At 45.4% G+C, this 16,702-nt stretch carries 12 protein-coding genes; 3 read left to right on the forward strand and 9 right to left on the reverse strand.

The annotated features are described in order from the left end of the window. Positions 1-35: 35 nt before the first annotated feature. On the reverse strand, positions 36-1,031 hold the full coding sequence (locus tag ACJJI5_RS13210; RefSeq protein ID WP_444908382.1) for an alpha/beta hydrolase: 996 nt from the start codon (positions 1,029-1,031) through the stop codon (positions 36-38). A gap of 353 nt (positions 1,032-1,384) precedes the next feature. On the opposite strand from ACJJI5_RS13210, the gene ACJJI5_RS13215 reads away from it, so the two are divergent. Next, on the forward strand, positions 1,385-2,749 hold the full coding sequence (locus ACJJI5_RS13215; protein ID WP_507018202.1) for an IS4 family transposase: 1,365 nt from the start codon (positions 1,385-1,387) through the stop codon (positions 2,747-2,749). Between the two features lie 1,338 nt (positions 2,750-4,087). On the opposite strand, the gene ACJJI5_RS13220 is transcribed toward ACJJI5_RS13215, so the two are convergent. The 6 genes from ACJJI5_RS13220 to ACJJI5_RS13245 form a co-directional block, all read right to left on the reverse strand. Next, a complete protein-coding gene (locus ACJJI5_RS13220) occupies positions 4,088-4,807 on the reverse strand; it encodes a hypothetical protein (protein WP_445354308.1) in 720 nt (239 codons plus the stop codon). Positions 4,808-5,235: 428 nt separating this feature from the next. Further along, the gene (locus ACJJI5_RS13225; RefSeq protein WP_413665710.1) at positions 5,236-5,661 is read right to left on the reverse strand and encodes a hypothetical protein; all 426 of its coding nucleotides are present in this window, start codon (positions 5,659-5,661) and stop codon (positions 5,236-5,238) included. A 91-nt stretch (positions 5,662-5,752) separates the two neighbouring features. Next, positions 5,753-7,042: a DSD1 family PLP-dependent enzyme gene (locus ACJJI5_RS13230; protein WP_445354309.1), complete on the reverse strand. Its 1,290-nt coding sequence runs from the start codon at positions 7,040-7,042 to the stop codon at positions 5,753-5,755. A 41-nt stretch (positions 7,043-7,083) separates the two neighbouring features. Continuing rightward, the gene (locus tag ACJJI5_RS13235) at positions 7,084-8,478 is read right to left on the reverse strand and encodes an FAD-linked oxidoreductase, L-gulonolactone oxidase family (RefSeq protein WP_445354310.1); all 1,395 of its coding nucleotides are present in this window, start codon (positions 8,476-8,478) and stop codon (positions 7,084-7,086) included. 5 nt (positions 8,479-8,483) lie between these two features. Then, positions 8,484-8,870: a c-type cytochrome gene (locus tag ACJJI5_RS13240; RefSeq protein WP_444908386.1), complete on the reverse strand. Its 387-nt coding sequence runs from the start codon at positions 8,868-8,870 to the stop codon at positions 8,484-8,486. 269 nt (positions 8,871-9,139) lie between these two features. After that, positions 9,140-9,478, reverse strand: a complete 339-nt coding sequence (locus tag ACJJI5_RS13245) for a hypothetical protein (protein ID WP_413665706.1) — start codon at positions 9,476-9,478, stop codon at positions 9,140-9,142. Positions 9,479-9,729: 251 nt separating this feature from the next. Here ACJJI5_RS13245 and ACJJI5_RS13250 point away from each other — a divergent pair, with 251 nt between their 5' ends. Then, positions 9,730-10,626: an aldo/keto reductase gene (locus ACJJI5_RS13250; RefSeq protein WP_445354311.1), complete on the forward strand. Its 897-nt coding sequence runs from the start codon at positions 9,730-9,732 to the stop codon at positions 10,624-10,626. 141 nt (positions 10,627-10,767) lie between these two features. Here ACJJI5_RS13250 and ACJJI5_RS13255 read toward each other — a convergent pair whose 3' ends face one another. Both ACJJI5_RS13255 and ACJJI5_RS13260 read right to left on the reverse strand, forming a co-directional pair. After that, positions 10,768-11,340: a hypothetical protein gene (locus ACJJI5_RS13255; RefSeq protein WP_444897213.1), complete on the reverse strand. Its 573-nt coding sequence runs from the start codon at positions 11,338-11,340 to the stop codon at positions 10,768-10,770. A 1,001-nt stretch (positions 11,341-12,341) separates the two neighbouring features. Continuing rightward, a complete protein-coding gene (locus tag ACJJI5_RS13260) occupies positions 12,342-13,109 on the reverse strand; it encodes a S1/P1 nuclease (RefSeq protein ID WP_444897212.1) in 768 nt (255 codons plus the stop codon). A gap of 291 nt (positions 13,110-13,400) precedes the next feature. On the opposite strand from ACJJI5_RS13260, the gene ACJJI5_RS13265 reads away from it, so the two are divergent. After that, positions 13,401-16,538 carry a TonB-dependent receptor gene (locus ACJJI5_RS13265; protein ID WP_445354312.1) on the forward strand — a complete coding sequence of 1,046 codons (3,138 nt, stop codon included), beginning with the start codon at positions 13,401-13,403 and terminating at the stop codon, positions 16,536-16,538. The last annotated feature ends 164 nt before the right edge of the window (positions 16,539-16,702 follow it).

Consider the following 16,702-nt stretch of genomic DNA (forward strand, 5'->3'; position numbering starts at 1 on the left):
CTCTGATAAAAAATGCACTATAAATATCTAGTTAGCTAAATAACTGTTTTCGAGCAACGACCACTCTCTAAGAACTGCAGTAAGGTTTCACCAAGTTCTTCATCGGCATCAAAAAATGGAAGATGATGGCTATCTTTAAGTATAGTGAGGCACTTTGGCCCACGATATCGCGCAAAATCATCTTTAACTTGAGAAGGAGTGGTTATTGTATCCTTTTCACCTACCATGAATAATGCTGGAATCTCCAAGCTATCGACTTCAGCATTAACATTTAACGTCTGAAGCTCCCTCTCCATTTTATCCGCCAAGTTTCCCCGCTGCTGTTGCCACCCAGGAAACTGCTCATTTATCTTTTGATTTGCTATAAAGCCATGAATATCTACCCCGTTTGCGATACCATCATTCGCCCTACTTGCCCACTTTGCGAGTAAAAGATGGTTCTCTTCTGGGTTCTCTTGATATTGCTTCAATTCGTGCATTGCATGTTCATTATTTTCCTGCATTGCCCATTTTAGGGTTGCATCAAGGCTCGTTTTAGACTGAACCTTTCCATTTTGGAATGAGGAGATAAATACTATGCCATCTAATTCTTCTGGATATTTCCCTGCATAGAGAGCAGCTAAAGCGCCACCCCATGAATGGCCAATCAGAGTAAACTTGTCTTTTTTATAATGGGTCCGGAGAAAATTAACTACATTGCGCACATCCTCAATATTATTATCAATCGTTAAGGTATCTTCCTTAACTTCAGGGGATTTCCCTGCCCCCCTTTGATGCATATAAGCAACTAAATAATCATCTTCCAGAGTTTTGCCAATTTTTACCTGAAATGGAACCAACCCCAACTCCACATCCCCAGGCCCCCCATGTAAAAATAGCAATAAAGGCTTGCCTTCATCTTGCCCTGCAACTTCCACATACAAATTTGTATCATTACTTTTAATACTCAGGATATCATTTACTTGCTCTCCAACCGCCATATTGGAAAGCAAGGCAACAAATAGAGGAACTAACCGAGCATGCTTAAACATCGATGTAATCACCATATCAACTATATCCTTAAGCAAATGACCTGAAGTGCCATTCGATGGCACACTACCTTTTGTGAAGAGTCTCACAGTTATATGTCAAAGATATAGGAAAAAGAGTCGAGTTGAACTACTCCAAAGATAAATAGTAACTTCAAGCCTCATAACATCAAAGGGCAACCTTACTAGAACACCTCTGAAGCCCTACTCATAAAATAGATTAGCATCCAACGATAATTGATTAAATGCACATAACTAACCCACTAAGTTTTATACACAAGTTTTTCCGGTTTTATTATGTAAATCAATAAGTTACAGTTTGACCTGGCATGAATTACAGGTTTGATTGGATTATTATGCAGGACTGGGTCATGGACGAAGTAAAAAATCAGGTTATGGGTGATACACGCTTGAATAAGCGCTTGTCCAATATTCTTAGTAGTTTAAGTTCAGATCCAAAGAATAGCATTCCCTGTGCAAACAAAACTTGGGCAGAAACGTTTGCAGCTTATCGCTTTATCGAAAATGATAAAGTCAATTTTGACTCTATTATGAGCGGCCATAAATCGGCAACTCTTGAGAGAATCAAGGCGCAGCCCGTTGTTCTTATCCCTCAAGATACCACCTTTCTAAATTTTGCCACTGACTTAGAAAGTAAAGAGATGGGAACACTTAGGCGGAAAGAGACCAATCAGCAACTCTTGCACACCTCCATCGCTATAACGCCATCAAGAGTTAACTTGGGTGTTGTTGAGGGTAGTATGTGGCAGAGAGACAAGGAATCAAGCTCTAATTCCCGTTATACCAAGTCGATAAAGGATAAGGAGAGCCGACGCTGGCTAGACCATTACGAAACGGCTTGTCAGATACAGGAGCGCTGCCCTGAAAGTACAATTGTGAGTATTGCTGATAGAGAGGGTGATATTCATGAGTGGTTTCAACTGGCTGAAGATCAAAGTGAACAGCGGCGGGCGAGCTATATCGTTCGAGCTAAGGCCAATCGCACTTTAGAGCTCGATGGAGAAGAAACGGTTTTGCTTTGGGATCATATGAATGAGCAGAAATCTGTCGGTCTATACACGGTAGATATTCCCAAACGGAATGGAGAGCCTGGAAGAAAAGCCAAGGTCAACGTATCCACTACTGAGATACGGCTACTTGGGAAAGGAAAATCTAAACGACCACTTTCTCTCTATGCTGTATTGACTAAAGAATTAAACCCACCAGAGAGTGAAAAAGGCATTGAGTGGATGCTGTTAACTGATCTTCCAGTTGAAGACTTTAAGCAGGCAAGGGTCATCATTGAGTGGTATCGAAGCCGGTGGGAAATTGAAACCTATTTTCGGGTGGTGAAAGGCGGATGCCAGATAGAAAGTAACCGTTTTAGAACAGAGCAGCGCATGTTGAACTGCATTGCGATCTATATGATTATTGGATGGCGGCTACATTCGATAACTACGCATGCACGAAGAGTTCCTGACGCACCGTGTACAAGTGCCTACTCTGAAAAAGAATGGCGTATGATATGGATGATTCGAGATAAAACTACTCCACCAAATGAACCCCCAAGCATGAGGGAGATAACCCGTATGTTGGCAGGTTTAGGAGGTTTTTTGGGGCGTAAAGGGGATGGCGAGCCAGGGGTTAAAACCGTTTGGCAGGGATACACCAAGCTACTTCATTATATAGAGGCAGCAGAAGCTCTAAATGGACTTAAATAATGTGTATAAAACACAGCTAACCCATTACTGGAATAAGTAAAAGCGAAAAAAGACATTCCTAGTGGATATATAGATCAACCATTCTATCCATTGCTAATCAAACTAGCGTAAAGCAGAATACCAAAGCAAGCATGTCAATCACTAGATAGATGGCTTCTACCTGCACAGTACCATGTAATCAAGCTATAGGCCTGAATAAGTTAAAGAATAAAGCTGACCCGTCATCAATTGATAACTTGAAGGCCCGGCACAGCTATGCCATCCGGGTCATGTTTTTCCTACTGCCTAAGAAGCTATTATTCGGTGCTATTGAAACAACAATACAGCCCAACTCTCCAGTATAAGGCTTGATAATACTATCCAATCAAGCTTTTAAGTAACTTGATTTGAAAGAGGTACGCAAGTCCATGTGGCAGGTATTGCCAGCCATCGTCAACTACAAATAAAGGACGCTTGATAGCTGGCATGTATTGGAATTACTCAAAGTTATGGTTCAAAGCATCCTCAAATGATACAGACTTAATCACGCTTCTAGCCGTAAAACGATTCATCCTTGCGGTATACGTTGACTTACATCTCTGTGAAGTCCCCAGGTCCCTAGCCTTAATCTCATTGGCTATAGCCCAGTGCCATTGAGAATGATATTTAAAAGTTTTATCGGCCAGCTTTGTGCAAAGTTCCCAATCACCAAATCGCTTAACTCTAGTGTCCGGCTCTCCAAGAAAAACTGTACAACCAGTGGACAGAATCGAGCCCGATATGACCAAAACCTTTAGAATTCTCATACTCAATAAACCCAAATGATACTTCAAGGATGAGCTTTTCGATATCCTGAACCAGATCATAGGATCGTACGACATCGCCAGCCCTTATCCATCTCAATTACTACCAGATGCTCGTAGGCTACCTATAAGCATTCTAGGATTTCATGAAAATATTAACATATTGTTGCTATTTGGTCATTTGATTATGCCTAATATGCCTGAGGTATTTACATACCCAATTTAAGTGTTACTTCGGTGGTTAATTTTAGATAGCTACTAAGTCTAGTAAGCGGCCCTTATTAGCTGTCCCATCACGCCACTGAATCGCATGTTGCTCAACACTTAAGTCAAAGTAGGTGACTCTAAGAGTGACCATTAAAATATCGGCATTTAGCTCGCTATTTATCGGTTACTTGGATAAGCGCAGAGAAGCAATATATAAACCCCTTTTATACTAATTCATTAATCTAGCTAATCTCTTGAGAATCGAGCCGCCTTAATTCGCCAAGTTACCATAATTAGTCACAAACTATATAATCAGATTATTGTTTTCAACATAATTATCAGCAAGAAGTCAAAGGTCTATCAGATTCCAGCGAGCATTATTTTGGCAATCAATAATCTGTTGATCAATGGCGGCTATTCGACCCCGAATACGCTCCCAATTACTTTTCTTCATTTTCAGCTCATCAGTAATACTTGCACTGTAATCAATAGCTTGATTATCAGCTAAACTTGCCGTCCGAGAGTCATGGTGTTCTTGCCGTATAGTAATCCAAATATTAGGGTCCAGCTCCGATGTATATGTGATGGCCTGACGGAGCTTCGTGGGTACAAATTCTGCTCTGACGTTTCCATTTCGATCCGTAAAGTTAAGTACTTTTTGTTTGTCCACATTGACAATATAGAAAAATTTACGATTTTGGTTTAAGACCCAGTTCGCAATACCCTCAAAGGGGATCATCGCAGTATTGAGACCATGACTGCCAATGATCGTATTGTAATTAGAGTAACGGCGTTCATGTAAAATACCCGCGCTTACTCCAATTAGGTGAAGTCTCTCCCAGCTGCGCCCCAATCCAGAATCTCGATCCCCAATTATTGCTCCCAAATCACCGCTAATTAGCCCCATTGCGGAGCGAGCCATATCTCCTGGCAATGGACCTATAACTCCTGCTTGGTTATGCAGTGATCTATGCACAATCCCTTGTGGAGGATTGAAAGGCTTAGAGCTCGCAAACCAATCAATATCGCCTGAAATATCATACCCCGCAGAACTAACTCTAAAGTACATTATGTCGTCCCTATAATTGAGGAAATTCCGTTAGCAACTAGTTGTCAACTTATAAACTTGGAAAGCGAGGGAAACTATCTGCCTGAAATCAGATAAGCAAATAGTTAAACTGGGGGAAAACTAACAATCCCTCCCATGCCCTGAATATAATATCAGCAATCCTGAGGACACAACCACCTGTGTACTGCGCCGTAAGAAATGACTCAAATTTTGTCCGGCGAAAACCAATATAAACACCGCCGACACATTATTGGGTACCTATTTAGTTTGACCCAATAACTGCAATAGAGACATTATACGCCGACGCTTTTTGTAGAAATTAAAGTTCGCCCACCGACTTTAGCAATGACATTCTCACTACTGATTTGGCATGCTGATCATTATCGGCCACAACAAGTATCGTGGCCGAATTTCATAGGGTTTAAAATTTAGAGGAGTATCCAAAGTGCGGCTATTAGATTCAGTGACATCATTATAAAGTCAGTGATAAAGATAAAACGCATCACACCTTTAACTTGCCACGGCCCTTCACCTTTTCGGTTTTGTAGGGCTACCGGAACATTGTAAATAAACTGTGTTCCGTGAGTGACAGCAAACACCAGCAGCAACGTAGCGCGTTGCACCTCCGTAGCAAATACTGAGGGGCTGATTAGCAGTAGTATATTGAGTAGCGCCAACGACAGGTTAAAACCACCCAGAAATTTTCCCGATTCTGCCAAGATATTAAATACGGGGGTATCCCTTTGTTCCCTGGGTACCAGTAACTTCGCAAATATATGGTTCCTCAAAGAGAAAACGTTAAATCCCATCAGAAACCAAATCGTGTTTAACACCAAAACAACTTCATAGATCATCAATATCTCCAAGACTTGTTGTATACCCGTCACTAAGGTCAGTACGTTTATTAAACAAGTTTGTACTTACTCCATTGCAGGAGCTGAATCCTCAGGAATTACTCATTACCGGCCAGAGATCCACTATCTCGCCTTTGCTATAGACCGCAATATCACCAAACTGCAGGAACACGGACTCACTCTGTGTGGGCCGGAGAAAGACCCAATCGTCTTCATTCAGCAGTACCTTTTTTGAGCCATTCAGCATTTCTTGGTTGCTGGAGCGGCCATAGATGGGGTTGATAGACAGACCTTTAGGTGATTCTGGCTCCGCCTTCCAATAGCCGCCAGATATAAAGAAGCTTTGCTCCCGATTTGGGTTCAACCAACTAAAGGGTCCGGTGAGCCCTTCTATGCCGGGTATCTGTGTCTGTGACAATTTCTTCAATACCGGACTTGCGATATACGCCGCTGGTAAATGATCAGACAGAGTGGGAATATCAAAGCCCACCGGTTTAACCAGGCACGAGCCAGCGGCAATCTCGTTACAGGGAGCCCGGTCTGCTCGGGATTTGTACAGTTGGTAGGTTGGGCTACCGGCAGCGTTCAAAGTGGCCACCTTCGGGAATGCACTTCCCAGCTGGATCTTAGCTTGCTCCACCCTGCTTTGGTAAATATCCAACCCCCGAGTGATTGCCTTTTCAGGTCCACCGAGAACACCTGGCATTTTTGCGGCGTGGGCGTCGTAACCCATAAAACCGGAAAATTCCAAATAGGGTTCCCGCTGAATGATACCGAGCATCGCGGAGAGATCTTCCGCACTGGCAATGCCACCCCGGTGTAGGCCTACATCAATCTCGATATTAATTCGCAAGGATTGTTTGAGCGATCGCGCCAGATCGGCGTATTGATTAAGTCTGCGGGGGCTGTCAACCAGCCACTGTAACTGCCGCGTAGGATCAAAATGATCCGCCCTAGTGCTAAAATAAAAGGCCTTTGCCGCAGTAATCGGGAGAGGTTTACCCAGTAAAATATCACTCGCTGGATAAGATTTAACTAGTTGCTGTAAAAATGGCAGCTGGAATACCATGATGCGATTGGTATTTGTTCGCTGAGTAATAGCGTCCAGCAGGTTTAGCGAGGGCAAAGATTTAGCCACTACCCGGTAGTCATAGTAACCCCTGAGGTGGCCGGCTAATATATCGGCGTTCTTTTGCAGATTCTCCAGGTCTACGACTAAGGTGGGACCAGAAAAACCGGCATTATCCAGAGCTTTAGAAACACTGGAGAAGTATTCGCTGTGCCCTCCCTGCCCTTGCGCTTTAGGGCGAAGAACGGCGACACCTGCCACCGCTCCTAACGCGACCCCACCTAGTATTAGCTTTCGTCGCTTGATATCCATTGTGCTTTCCTCTTTGAGGGTTCACTGCTGAGCAGCGTTGCTCAGGTAAAAAGCGTTTTCAGATAGGGGTTTAAGAACTTACCACTGGGGTCTAGCTCTCGGCGAACCTCAAGAAAATCCTGCCACTGAGGGTAGAGCTCGGCAAAGTCCGAGCCTTGTAGCTTGTTTAACTTGCCCCAGTGCGGGCGGCCCCCATATTTGCGCATAATGGGCTCAATGGCCTGGAACAGCGGTAGGTGGTCCTCTTCAAAGTAGCGGTGTATGGCGATGGATACGGAATCTTGCTTATAAAACGGGCTCAGCCAGATATCGTCAGCTTTAACGAAACGCACCTCGATAGGGAAGAAAACATCCAGGTTATTTTCCTCAATCGTTCGACGTATTTCCGCGAAGGCTTTCAAACCGTCCTCGCGGGGCAAGTGATACTCCATTTCATTGAAACGTACGTTTCGCTCACTGGCGTAATTCCGCCAGGAGGACTCGACAACAACTTCCCTCTCGATATCTTCCATCGCATTTTGCAACGCAAACTGACGCAACTTCGGTGACCAACCCAGCCAGTCCCGCACAGATTTCAGGGTCATTACTGCTTCATTAGTATCTTCCCGCTCCGTAGAGAAGATTTCCTCTGTGGTCGGCTGGTGGGAATCAGCCATGCACATCCCAGAAAACGGGATATAGTAAAATTCAAAGTTCCGATTGGCTTCTGCCAGTGCTGGAGCCTGATCCAACACCTCTTCCAGGGGCGCTACCCAAGATTCACGACGCAAACGGTAGCTGGGCTGGTTCTGCATACGCACCTTGGTCACCATACCCAGGCTGCCAAGAGATACTTGCGCTGCCGCGAACACCTCGGGGTTTTGCTCACCATCACACCAGAGCGTATCCCCTCCTGCGGTCACCAGTTCCATACCCGTTGCATAGCTGGACATACAACCCAAGCCTGCACCTGTTCCATGGGTCGCGGTTGCCAGGCAACCACCTAAAGTCTGCTCATCGATATCCGGTTGGTTAATCAGCGCTTGACCGATATCCTCTAAGGGTTGGCCAATGTCTGCTACACGGGTGCCAGCGTAGATTGTCGCCTGGACCTTGTCGGAATCGTGGTCGGCGACGCCAGTAATACGGCCCAATGAAATAATTGTATCGTCAGTGGGTACCAGTGCAGTGAAGGAGTGACCCGCACCTACCGCCCTGACCGTACCTTGCGCTTCCGCAATTATCGTTTGCAGTGCAGAAATATCTTTCGGTGCCAGACGATGGGCCGGCAGACACTCTTGTGAACCAGACCAGTTCCGCCATCGAACACCCGCTTTTTTTGTCGGTGGGGCTGCAGCTTGCAATAAGGTGCGTGCAACTGATGAGATGGGCGCGGCCGCTAATGATGCGGAGCCGATCGCAATAGAATTAATAAACTGGCGACGATTGAACCCCATATCCTTTACTCCGCTGTAGCCATAAAGACAATCAACTGTTCAAACTGCTCGGGGGAGCACTCAAAACAAAGGCCTAGTGGCGGCATACCCTGGAACCCATTGATCGCATTTTCCACCAACACATCCATCCCCTTCTCCATACGGGGCTTCCAGTTGGCCAAATCTCCGGTAAGGGGTGCGGCGCTGGCGCCAGTGCTGTGACAGCTGCGGCAAGTGCGAGTATATATTTCAGCGATTTCCGGATCAGTGGGCGCAAGAGACAGCGCTCTTTGGGTCAAAATTGCCCGGCTTTTTTCACGATCCTGTGGAGGCTCAGAACATCCTTGAATGACATTTAGTACCAAAAAAAGAGACAAGAGCTTAAAGCTCCGGCGCAAGACTTCCAGTTCCATATGCGTACACCTACTACATTATTGTTGTTTATTTCTTTTTGGCTATTGCCAAAGCTATCGTGTACATATCGCTGGCACTATTGTTAATCATGATGACTGCTAAAACAACTACTTGAGTTGCCTGTTCTCAATTATTTCTATCGTAATTTATTTGCGTACCACTTAGAGAACCAAAGCCTATGCACATCTCGAAGTTAAAATCAGCATTTATTACAGAGATAAAATGACTCTTGTTAACAGTAGACAGGCTTTGCAAACATCAAAAAGAGCTATTTATATTTACGAATATATAGCCATAAATAGAAACCCCCGACCAAAGTGCCCAGCGGAACATTTAGTACACTCACTGTTGAAAATATTAAAGCTAATTCTGGGGCATACCTTTTATCCAAAAGGACAGCAATGCCAGCAAAGACCCCCAAAATATTCAAAGACGCAAACAGTATTATCATCAACCCCATAAGACTGAATATATTGAATGGCATACTTAAAATTGAATTCCCAAAAACTGCGTATAGGAATAACAATATTGCGCTGGATATCAATAACATCAAAATTGAGTAAGTAATTATCAACCAGCCGGAAACTTTTTCCTCGGTACTAACCATGCGGTGCTCCTGTGAAGGTAAAAGCCCAAGCCTCTTTAGTGATCCTCAGAACATCAGGGCATTGAGAAATGACTCTAAAGTTGCTCCGGTTTCAGTTGTCAGCTAGCTCAACGATCAACATGACTCAATGACATTTATGACACCGATGGCGACTTTGGGCTGCCTACCCTTCTACTTTAGGCGTTGAGTATCAACAGGAACAGGAATACCCTAATGCTTTTCGATCAGGTAGGTATTCAGTGGTTAATAGAGTGCTAGCTTCTCCAAAAGGACCAGAACTGTCAGAGTTGGTCCAAGGCTACTGGCGTGTGAGTGATTGGAATTTAAGCCCTCAGGAGCGCCTGACATTCCTAAAGCAACATATAGATAAAGGGGTTACCACCGTAGATCATGCTGATATTTACGGAGATTACTCCTGCGAACAGTTATTCGGCGAGGCCCTTAAGCTGGATAGATCTGTTCGCAACCACATCGAGATTGTCACCAAATGCAATATCAAATTGCTTTCTGAAAAATATCCAAACAGAAAAATTAAGTACTATGACTCCAGCGCTGAACATATTCAGCACTCGGTTAATAACTCCTTAGCCCACCTCGGTGTAGAGCACATCGACATCCTGCTTCTTCACCGACCTGATGTTTTGATGGATGCAGATGAAATTGCCAGCACATTCGCCGAACTGCAGAAGTCCGGTAAGGTATTACATTTCGGCGTTTCCAACTTTACCTCCCAGCAATTTGATTTGTTGCAGTCCCGCCTGAGTTCACCACTGGTGACAAATCAGGTCGAGATTAATCCTATCAATTTTAGCGCTGCGGAGGATGGAACTCTGGATCAACTGCAGCAATATAGAATTCATCCTATGGCTTGGTCCTGCTTAGCTGGAGGGGAAATTTTTCGTGGATCAAGCACCCAGGCAACACGGTTACGAATCACCCTGGAAGATATCAAGGAGGAAATCGGGGCAGCCAGTATTGACCAGGTAATCTATGCGTGGGTACGACGCTTTCCCTCCAAGCCCCTAGCAATTATGGGGTCGGGAAAAATTGAGCGCGTTCAGTCGGCGATAGAAAGCCTGAAACTCAATTTGAGTAGAGAACAGTGGTATAGAATATGGACCGCCTCTAAGGGGATTGAAGTTCCCTAGATCCAGCTTTCAGCCTAACAAATTATTGATTACTTGGCTTACGCAAAAAATAATTTATTAAGACTAATCTCTTGCTTAACAATTGGGTGGTGTAACTTTAATTCGGTTACACCACCCATCAACCAGACAAGTATATTTATTCTACGGCCCCATCTGGCTTGACCACTGCATCAAGCGCCCCTGGGACATATTTTTATTTTTCTCATCCCCATTATTCATAAAAGATGCCAGTTCGGTTACCAGATTTGCCTTTCGCCACTCATAAAGAAAGCTTGCAAGCACATGGAAGGCAGCATCTGAACAGTTGGAAATGACTTGCAGCTGACCATTATTATTCCCTTCCAGGGAACTCAAACGCTCCATCCACTTCCCTGGGGCAAATGCATAATGGTATGAGACTCCGATATTATTGAGGTGGGGCCCGAAACCCTGGGTACCCAAAAGATCTTGCTGCAAAAAATCTCTGAAATTATCATGCTGTGTCTGGCTAACTTGCAGGCCATAATACTGAGCTGTTGGGTCTGCATTCATCCCTGTGTCATCACGCCAACGACCAGCAATAGGCCTCATACTATTGTGACGCCCGCCCACTGAGCCTTTAAATGCATCCCAAGAACTGTTGGGGTCCCAACCTACAATAGTATCGATAACACCATTGTGACCTGATATTAATGCCGTGTGACCATTCCATGTTCTACCCAGAGAACTTTCCACCCCACCATTATTCCACCACTGCGCGTAAAACCTGGAAAAAAGAGAACCGTATGACCTCAAACTGGATACAAAACAAATACCTGCAAAGTATCCTCCACACGCCCTAGGATTAAAACCTCTTCCGCTCATCGCCCACATCCTCCATAACGACTATGAAATTTTTTGCCAAAATTGTTATTTAATATTTTGACAATTCAAGAACTCTTTCAATTCATCGCTAAAGCCACTGAATTTTTATTTTTATTACTCAGGACCTAATGAAAATTGACAGACTTTCTATATAACTCGATATTATTTGATACCAAATCTGGCACTACCGTGTCAACACGGGAAATATTTCAAGCTGAAGAGAAGAGATAACTGAGAGGCAAAGTAAAATAGGAGTTATGCATCCTCTAAAATTTATCAGAGAATCGCAAACAACCCAATGGGTCCACAATAAAACTCAAGATATGAAAGGATATAAAGTAGTTATTAGATATTATTTGCTTATCACCAAGTATAGTTGAATCATGAAAATTATTAGGAAATTACAAAACAACAACCATAAGAGAACTCACATACTAAAAACTCCCGTATAAAGGACTCCTTTTATAGGCATACCTGTATAAGGAAGACTCAAAAGGCTGAGGGGAAGCTACTCTAAAGATCCTCTCTCTCATCCACAATCGCCTTTAACTTTCCCTCTCCAACCTGCTCAATCGCATTACTCACGAGCTACTTGAGCTAAAGATTTCACTCCCCCCCTACTTACTTGAGCAAACATTTAAATGGGGATAGTGATTGCAAATTTCAGCCATCTTTCGAAATGGATAACTTTACATATCTACAGTTCTAGGCAATTACCAACTGCTTATCGGACAAATTGATGACATTCCAATTAATTAACCAATAGACATCAAGAGAACAAAGATAAAAGAGGAAAATTCGACTGGTTTTGAAACTTCACTTTTGGCTCACCACAGCAATTGCGTAGACTGAGGCGAGCCCCAAGAAAGAATTTACTTATTAGCCACATCGATCGCAGGGTTACCAAGTGCACTGTTTAGAACAGAGGCCAGGCGAACTCCCCCCTGCTGCAAACGCTTTTCAAGGGAACCCTGACAGCGCAGAAAGTACTTTTCCCCAAGTTGTGTTTCGCTGGTATAGGCGAGACCATGGGCTAAGTGATGAGACTCCCGGGCCCAAACTTCGGCCGAGGTAGACTGCCAGATCTGCCTCTCAGCCGCACTAATTTTATCCGTTTGCTCCTGAGCATAATCTTGCCAGTCTAAAAACAAACGGGCGACCATATGGATGTCCCAGAGCGCGTGTAAATTCGTTTCGACCCCATAGAATTGGACTTCCACATCATTACCCCCTTTATCTGAAAATAATCCGGTATGTAATGGCTGATGAAGGTCGCCAACAAAGTGGGCGATAAACATCAGTGCTTCTGCACGCTCCGTCTTGGTGCGCGAGCGATCGGCCAATACTTCCTGATATCTTTGAATCGCCTTCAATATGCATCCTGCAGCTGGGCAATCCCGCTCCTCAACATAAGCAGACCAGTCTCGAGACAAGTTTATATAGTGAAGCGGCGCAGCCCAGTTATAAGTCTCATCAGACCTAATTCGATCAGCCCAAGTTGTGGATTCAGCTAGGTGCGGCTCACCGACTTCATCAAGGAGCAACTCTATTTCGGCGGCTACCTCCGGGTCCAGGTAATGCCATGCAATTTCTCCAACGACCCTGTGACCATCATCTCCCCAAGCGTGTGCTTGTGTCATAGCTGTGAGTCCAAATAATGCAACTGCTATACGGGCAATTATCAATCGTATGCTCATTGGGCATGTCCGCCAGAGTGAATTTGCTGCGTACTTTAACGCCAGTATGTGACAAGTTCACGGCTGTAATAATTTATTTATATGTGCACTACATAATCGCTTCAGCTCTTAGACAGTACCCAATAAAAATCACATAACAGTCTCCACTGGAACTTGGAACCTAAGTTGCAAGAGCAAAACTCGATAATTACTTGGGCCACTTGAGTTGGCAATTCTTTAGACCAGGAAAACCCTATGAAACCTTCTCTGTTCCCGCGCGTATTACTATCTGCGGCGATTATTTCTGTTGCCAGTATGGCGCAGGTATCTCAGGCACAGGAAACTGCAGCCGGCATTCGCGGCTCTATTTCCGGAAGCAACGGTCAAGCAATTACCAATGCGACTGTAACAGTGGTTCACACCCCCTCCAATAGCCGCCGTGAAGTAGAAGTCAGCGACGCGGGGCAATTTAACCTGAGTGGCCTGCGAGTGGGTGGCCCCTACACCGTCACCATCGATTCCGAGGAAGGCCAGAGAGTTATTGAAGATATCTACCTCTCCGTTGGTGATATCCTCCCTCTGAGCCTAACCCTCGGCACTAGCAATCTGGAAGAAGTAACCGTATTAGGACAAGCGCTCAGCACCTCCCGCTTAGCTGTAGGTCCATCTTCGCACTTTAACAGTGACGACCTTGCCAGCGCCCCTTCCATTAATCGCGATATCAAGGATGTGCTACGTCTCGATCCGCGAGTTTATGTGGATGAAGCCAATGTTGATGCTATCCAGTGTGCCGGCGCCAACCCTCGCTTCAATAGCCTTACGGTTGATGGCGTACGCATGAATGACAACTTCGGCCTGAATAGCAATGGCTACCCCACTGAACGTATGCCGTTCTCGTATGATGCTATCGATCATGTCGCCGTCGAACTGGCGCCGTTCGATGTTCAGTACGGCGGTTTCAGCGCTTGTAATATCAACGCAGTGACCAAGTCCGGCACCAATGAGTGGCATGGTTCATTTTTCTACGACTACACCGATGATGGTTTCCGTGGTGACTCCCTGGAAGGTGACGATATCGATGTGGCCAGCTTTGATGAGAAGCGCTACAACGCAACTCTCGGTGGAGCCATTATCGAAGATAAACTCTTTTTCTTTGCAGCCTATGAGAAGCTGGAAGGCGTTGCCACTTTTGACCGGGGGCCGGCAGGGAGTAGTTCTGCCACCGAAGTCCAGGGGGTTTCCCAGGAGCAGCTCGATGAGATTGTTCGTATTTCAAACGAGGTCTATGGCTACAATCCAGGAAGCCTACCCACCAGTATTCCAGAAGAAGACGAAAAGCTATTGGTGAAACTTGATTGGAATATCTCTGACGACCACCGCGCTGCGTTTACTTACAACTACAACGACGGTTTCTCTATAGCCGAGGCCGACAGTGACCCCGATGAGCTGGAATTGTCCAACCACTACTACAAGCGCGGAGCCGAATTAAACTCCTATGTTGCACAGCTTTTCTCTGATTGGAGTGACATATTTTCTACAGAGATGAAAATTGGCTACTCCGATTTGGACAACCGCCAAAACTCCCTGGGCGGAACTGATTTTGGTGAAGTTCAAATCACCACTTACAACGATCATGACAACGACGGCAATGACTCCCGTGCGACAGTCTATCTAGGTGCTGATGATTCTCGCCATGCCAACAAGCTGAGCTATGAAAACCTGACATTTAAGCTCGCCGGTAAACTGCTGCTGGGTGAACACAACATAACCGCCGGCTATGAACATGAAAACTTCGAGGTCTACAACCTGTTTATACAGGAGGCTGCAGGAGAATACCGTTTCGATAGCATCGAAGATTTTGAAGCCGGGATTGCCAACCGGGTAACCTATGAGAATGCAGCTGGCACCAACAATATTTTAGACGCCGCCGCTGAGTTCAGCTACAGCATCGATACACTATACGCCCAGGACGAATATACCTTCGCAAATCTGGACCTGACAGTGGTTGCGGGACTGCGCTACGACCACTATAGCAGTGATGACAAGCCAGTAGCTAACGCAGACATAACCTCTACTTATGGCTTTTCCAACCAGCACAATATGGATGGTCTGGACCTGCTACAGCCTCGCCTGGGCCTGAGCTGGAACCTTGACGATAACCTGGAGTTACACGGTGGTATCGGCCTTTACTCCGGTGGGAATCCCAATGTATGGATTTCCAATAACTACTCAAATAATGGTGTTCTGCAAATCGAAGCCCAAGATAGAAGCGGCACCCCCCTATTTGATATGGACTGGACCAATAACGGCGATCCGATCTATGAAATCCCACAAGACCTCTATGATATGGTCGCAAATAGTGATGGTTCTGTAGGTGGGGTCAACCTGATGGATCCGGATTTTGAACTGCCATCCATCTGGAAGTATGCAATCGGCGGTAGCTACGAATTTGAATCCGGTTATTTAGCATCTGTAGACTATTTGTACAGCGATTATCAAGATGCCGCAATTATTCAAGATATCTCTCTTGAGCAAGTTGACTCGACTGCTGATGGGCGCCCGATTTACGACAGTGCCAATGGTCGCAGCGAAGACTTCATGCTGACCAATGTGGATGGCGACTCCGGTTATTCCAGCGTACTTTCTCTCGGCCTCAGCAAGTCTTTTGATTTTGGCCTGAGTATTGCCCTTGGCTATGCCTTCACCGAAGCTGAAGATGTTAACCCCATGACCAGCTCGGTGGCTTACTCCAATTACACCAAAATCGCTACCGCTGATGCACAGAATCCAGGCACTGCAACATCAAACTATGTAGTTCCCCATCGCTTCACTTTGAAGTTGGATTACACCCAAGAGTTTTTCTCAGGCTACGAAACACGATTCACCTTGTTTGGTTCTGCCAATGAAGGCATTCCTTACAGCTACACGTTTGGTGATCAGATCTTTGGTGATGCGGGCTGGGGTCGAGGCCTACTCTACGTACCCACGGGCGCCGATGATGCCAATGTTGTATTTGCAGATGACTTCGATACTGAGGCCTTCTTCTCCTGGGTTGACTCTGAAGACCTGGATAGCGGGACTATGGAACGCAATTCACTTAACAGTGATTGGTGGACCAAGTTCGATTTGCGTATCGACCAACAACTACCGGGGTGGCGCGCGGAAGACCGGGTTAACGCGTACTTTGTTATTGAAAACCTGGGCAACCTGCTAAATGACGAATGGGGCGTTATGTATGAGGGCGGATTCCCTCGTTACCAGTCAGCGGTTACGGCCAGCATCGATGACCAAGGGCGCTACGTATTTGAGGAATTCCTGGATCCAGCGGGGCAAACCCGGGTGACCGATGCCTCTCTATGGAGTGCTCGTATGGGAATTCGCTACGAGTTCTAACCCACACTTTATCGAATGGCCGCAGCATTTGCTGCGGCCATTCCTATTTCCCCTAACCAAAACCGTTTCTCGGTGCCGATCATTTGAATAGCGACTGATAATGAGTCTTTGGAATAGCACTTTTCCCAACTTCCAAAGCCACAAGACGCCCACCTTGAGTAAAT

It is taken from the genome of Microbulbifer maximicatervae (SeqCode), from assembly GCF_052467955.1.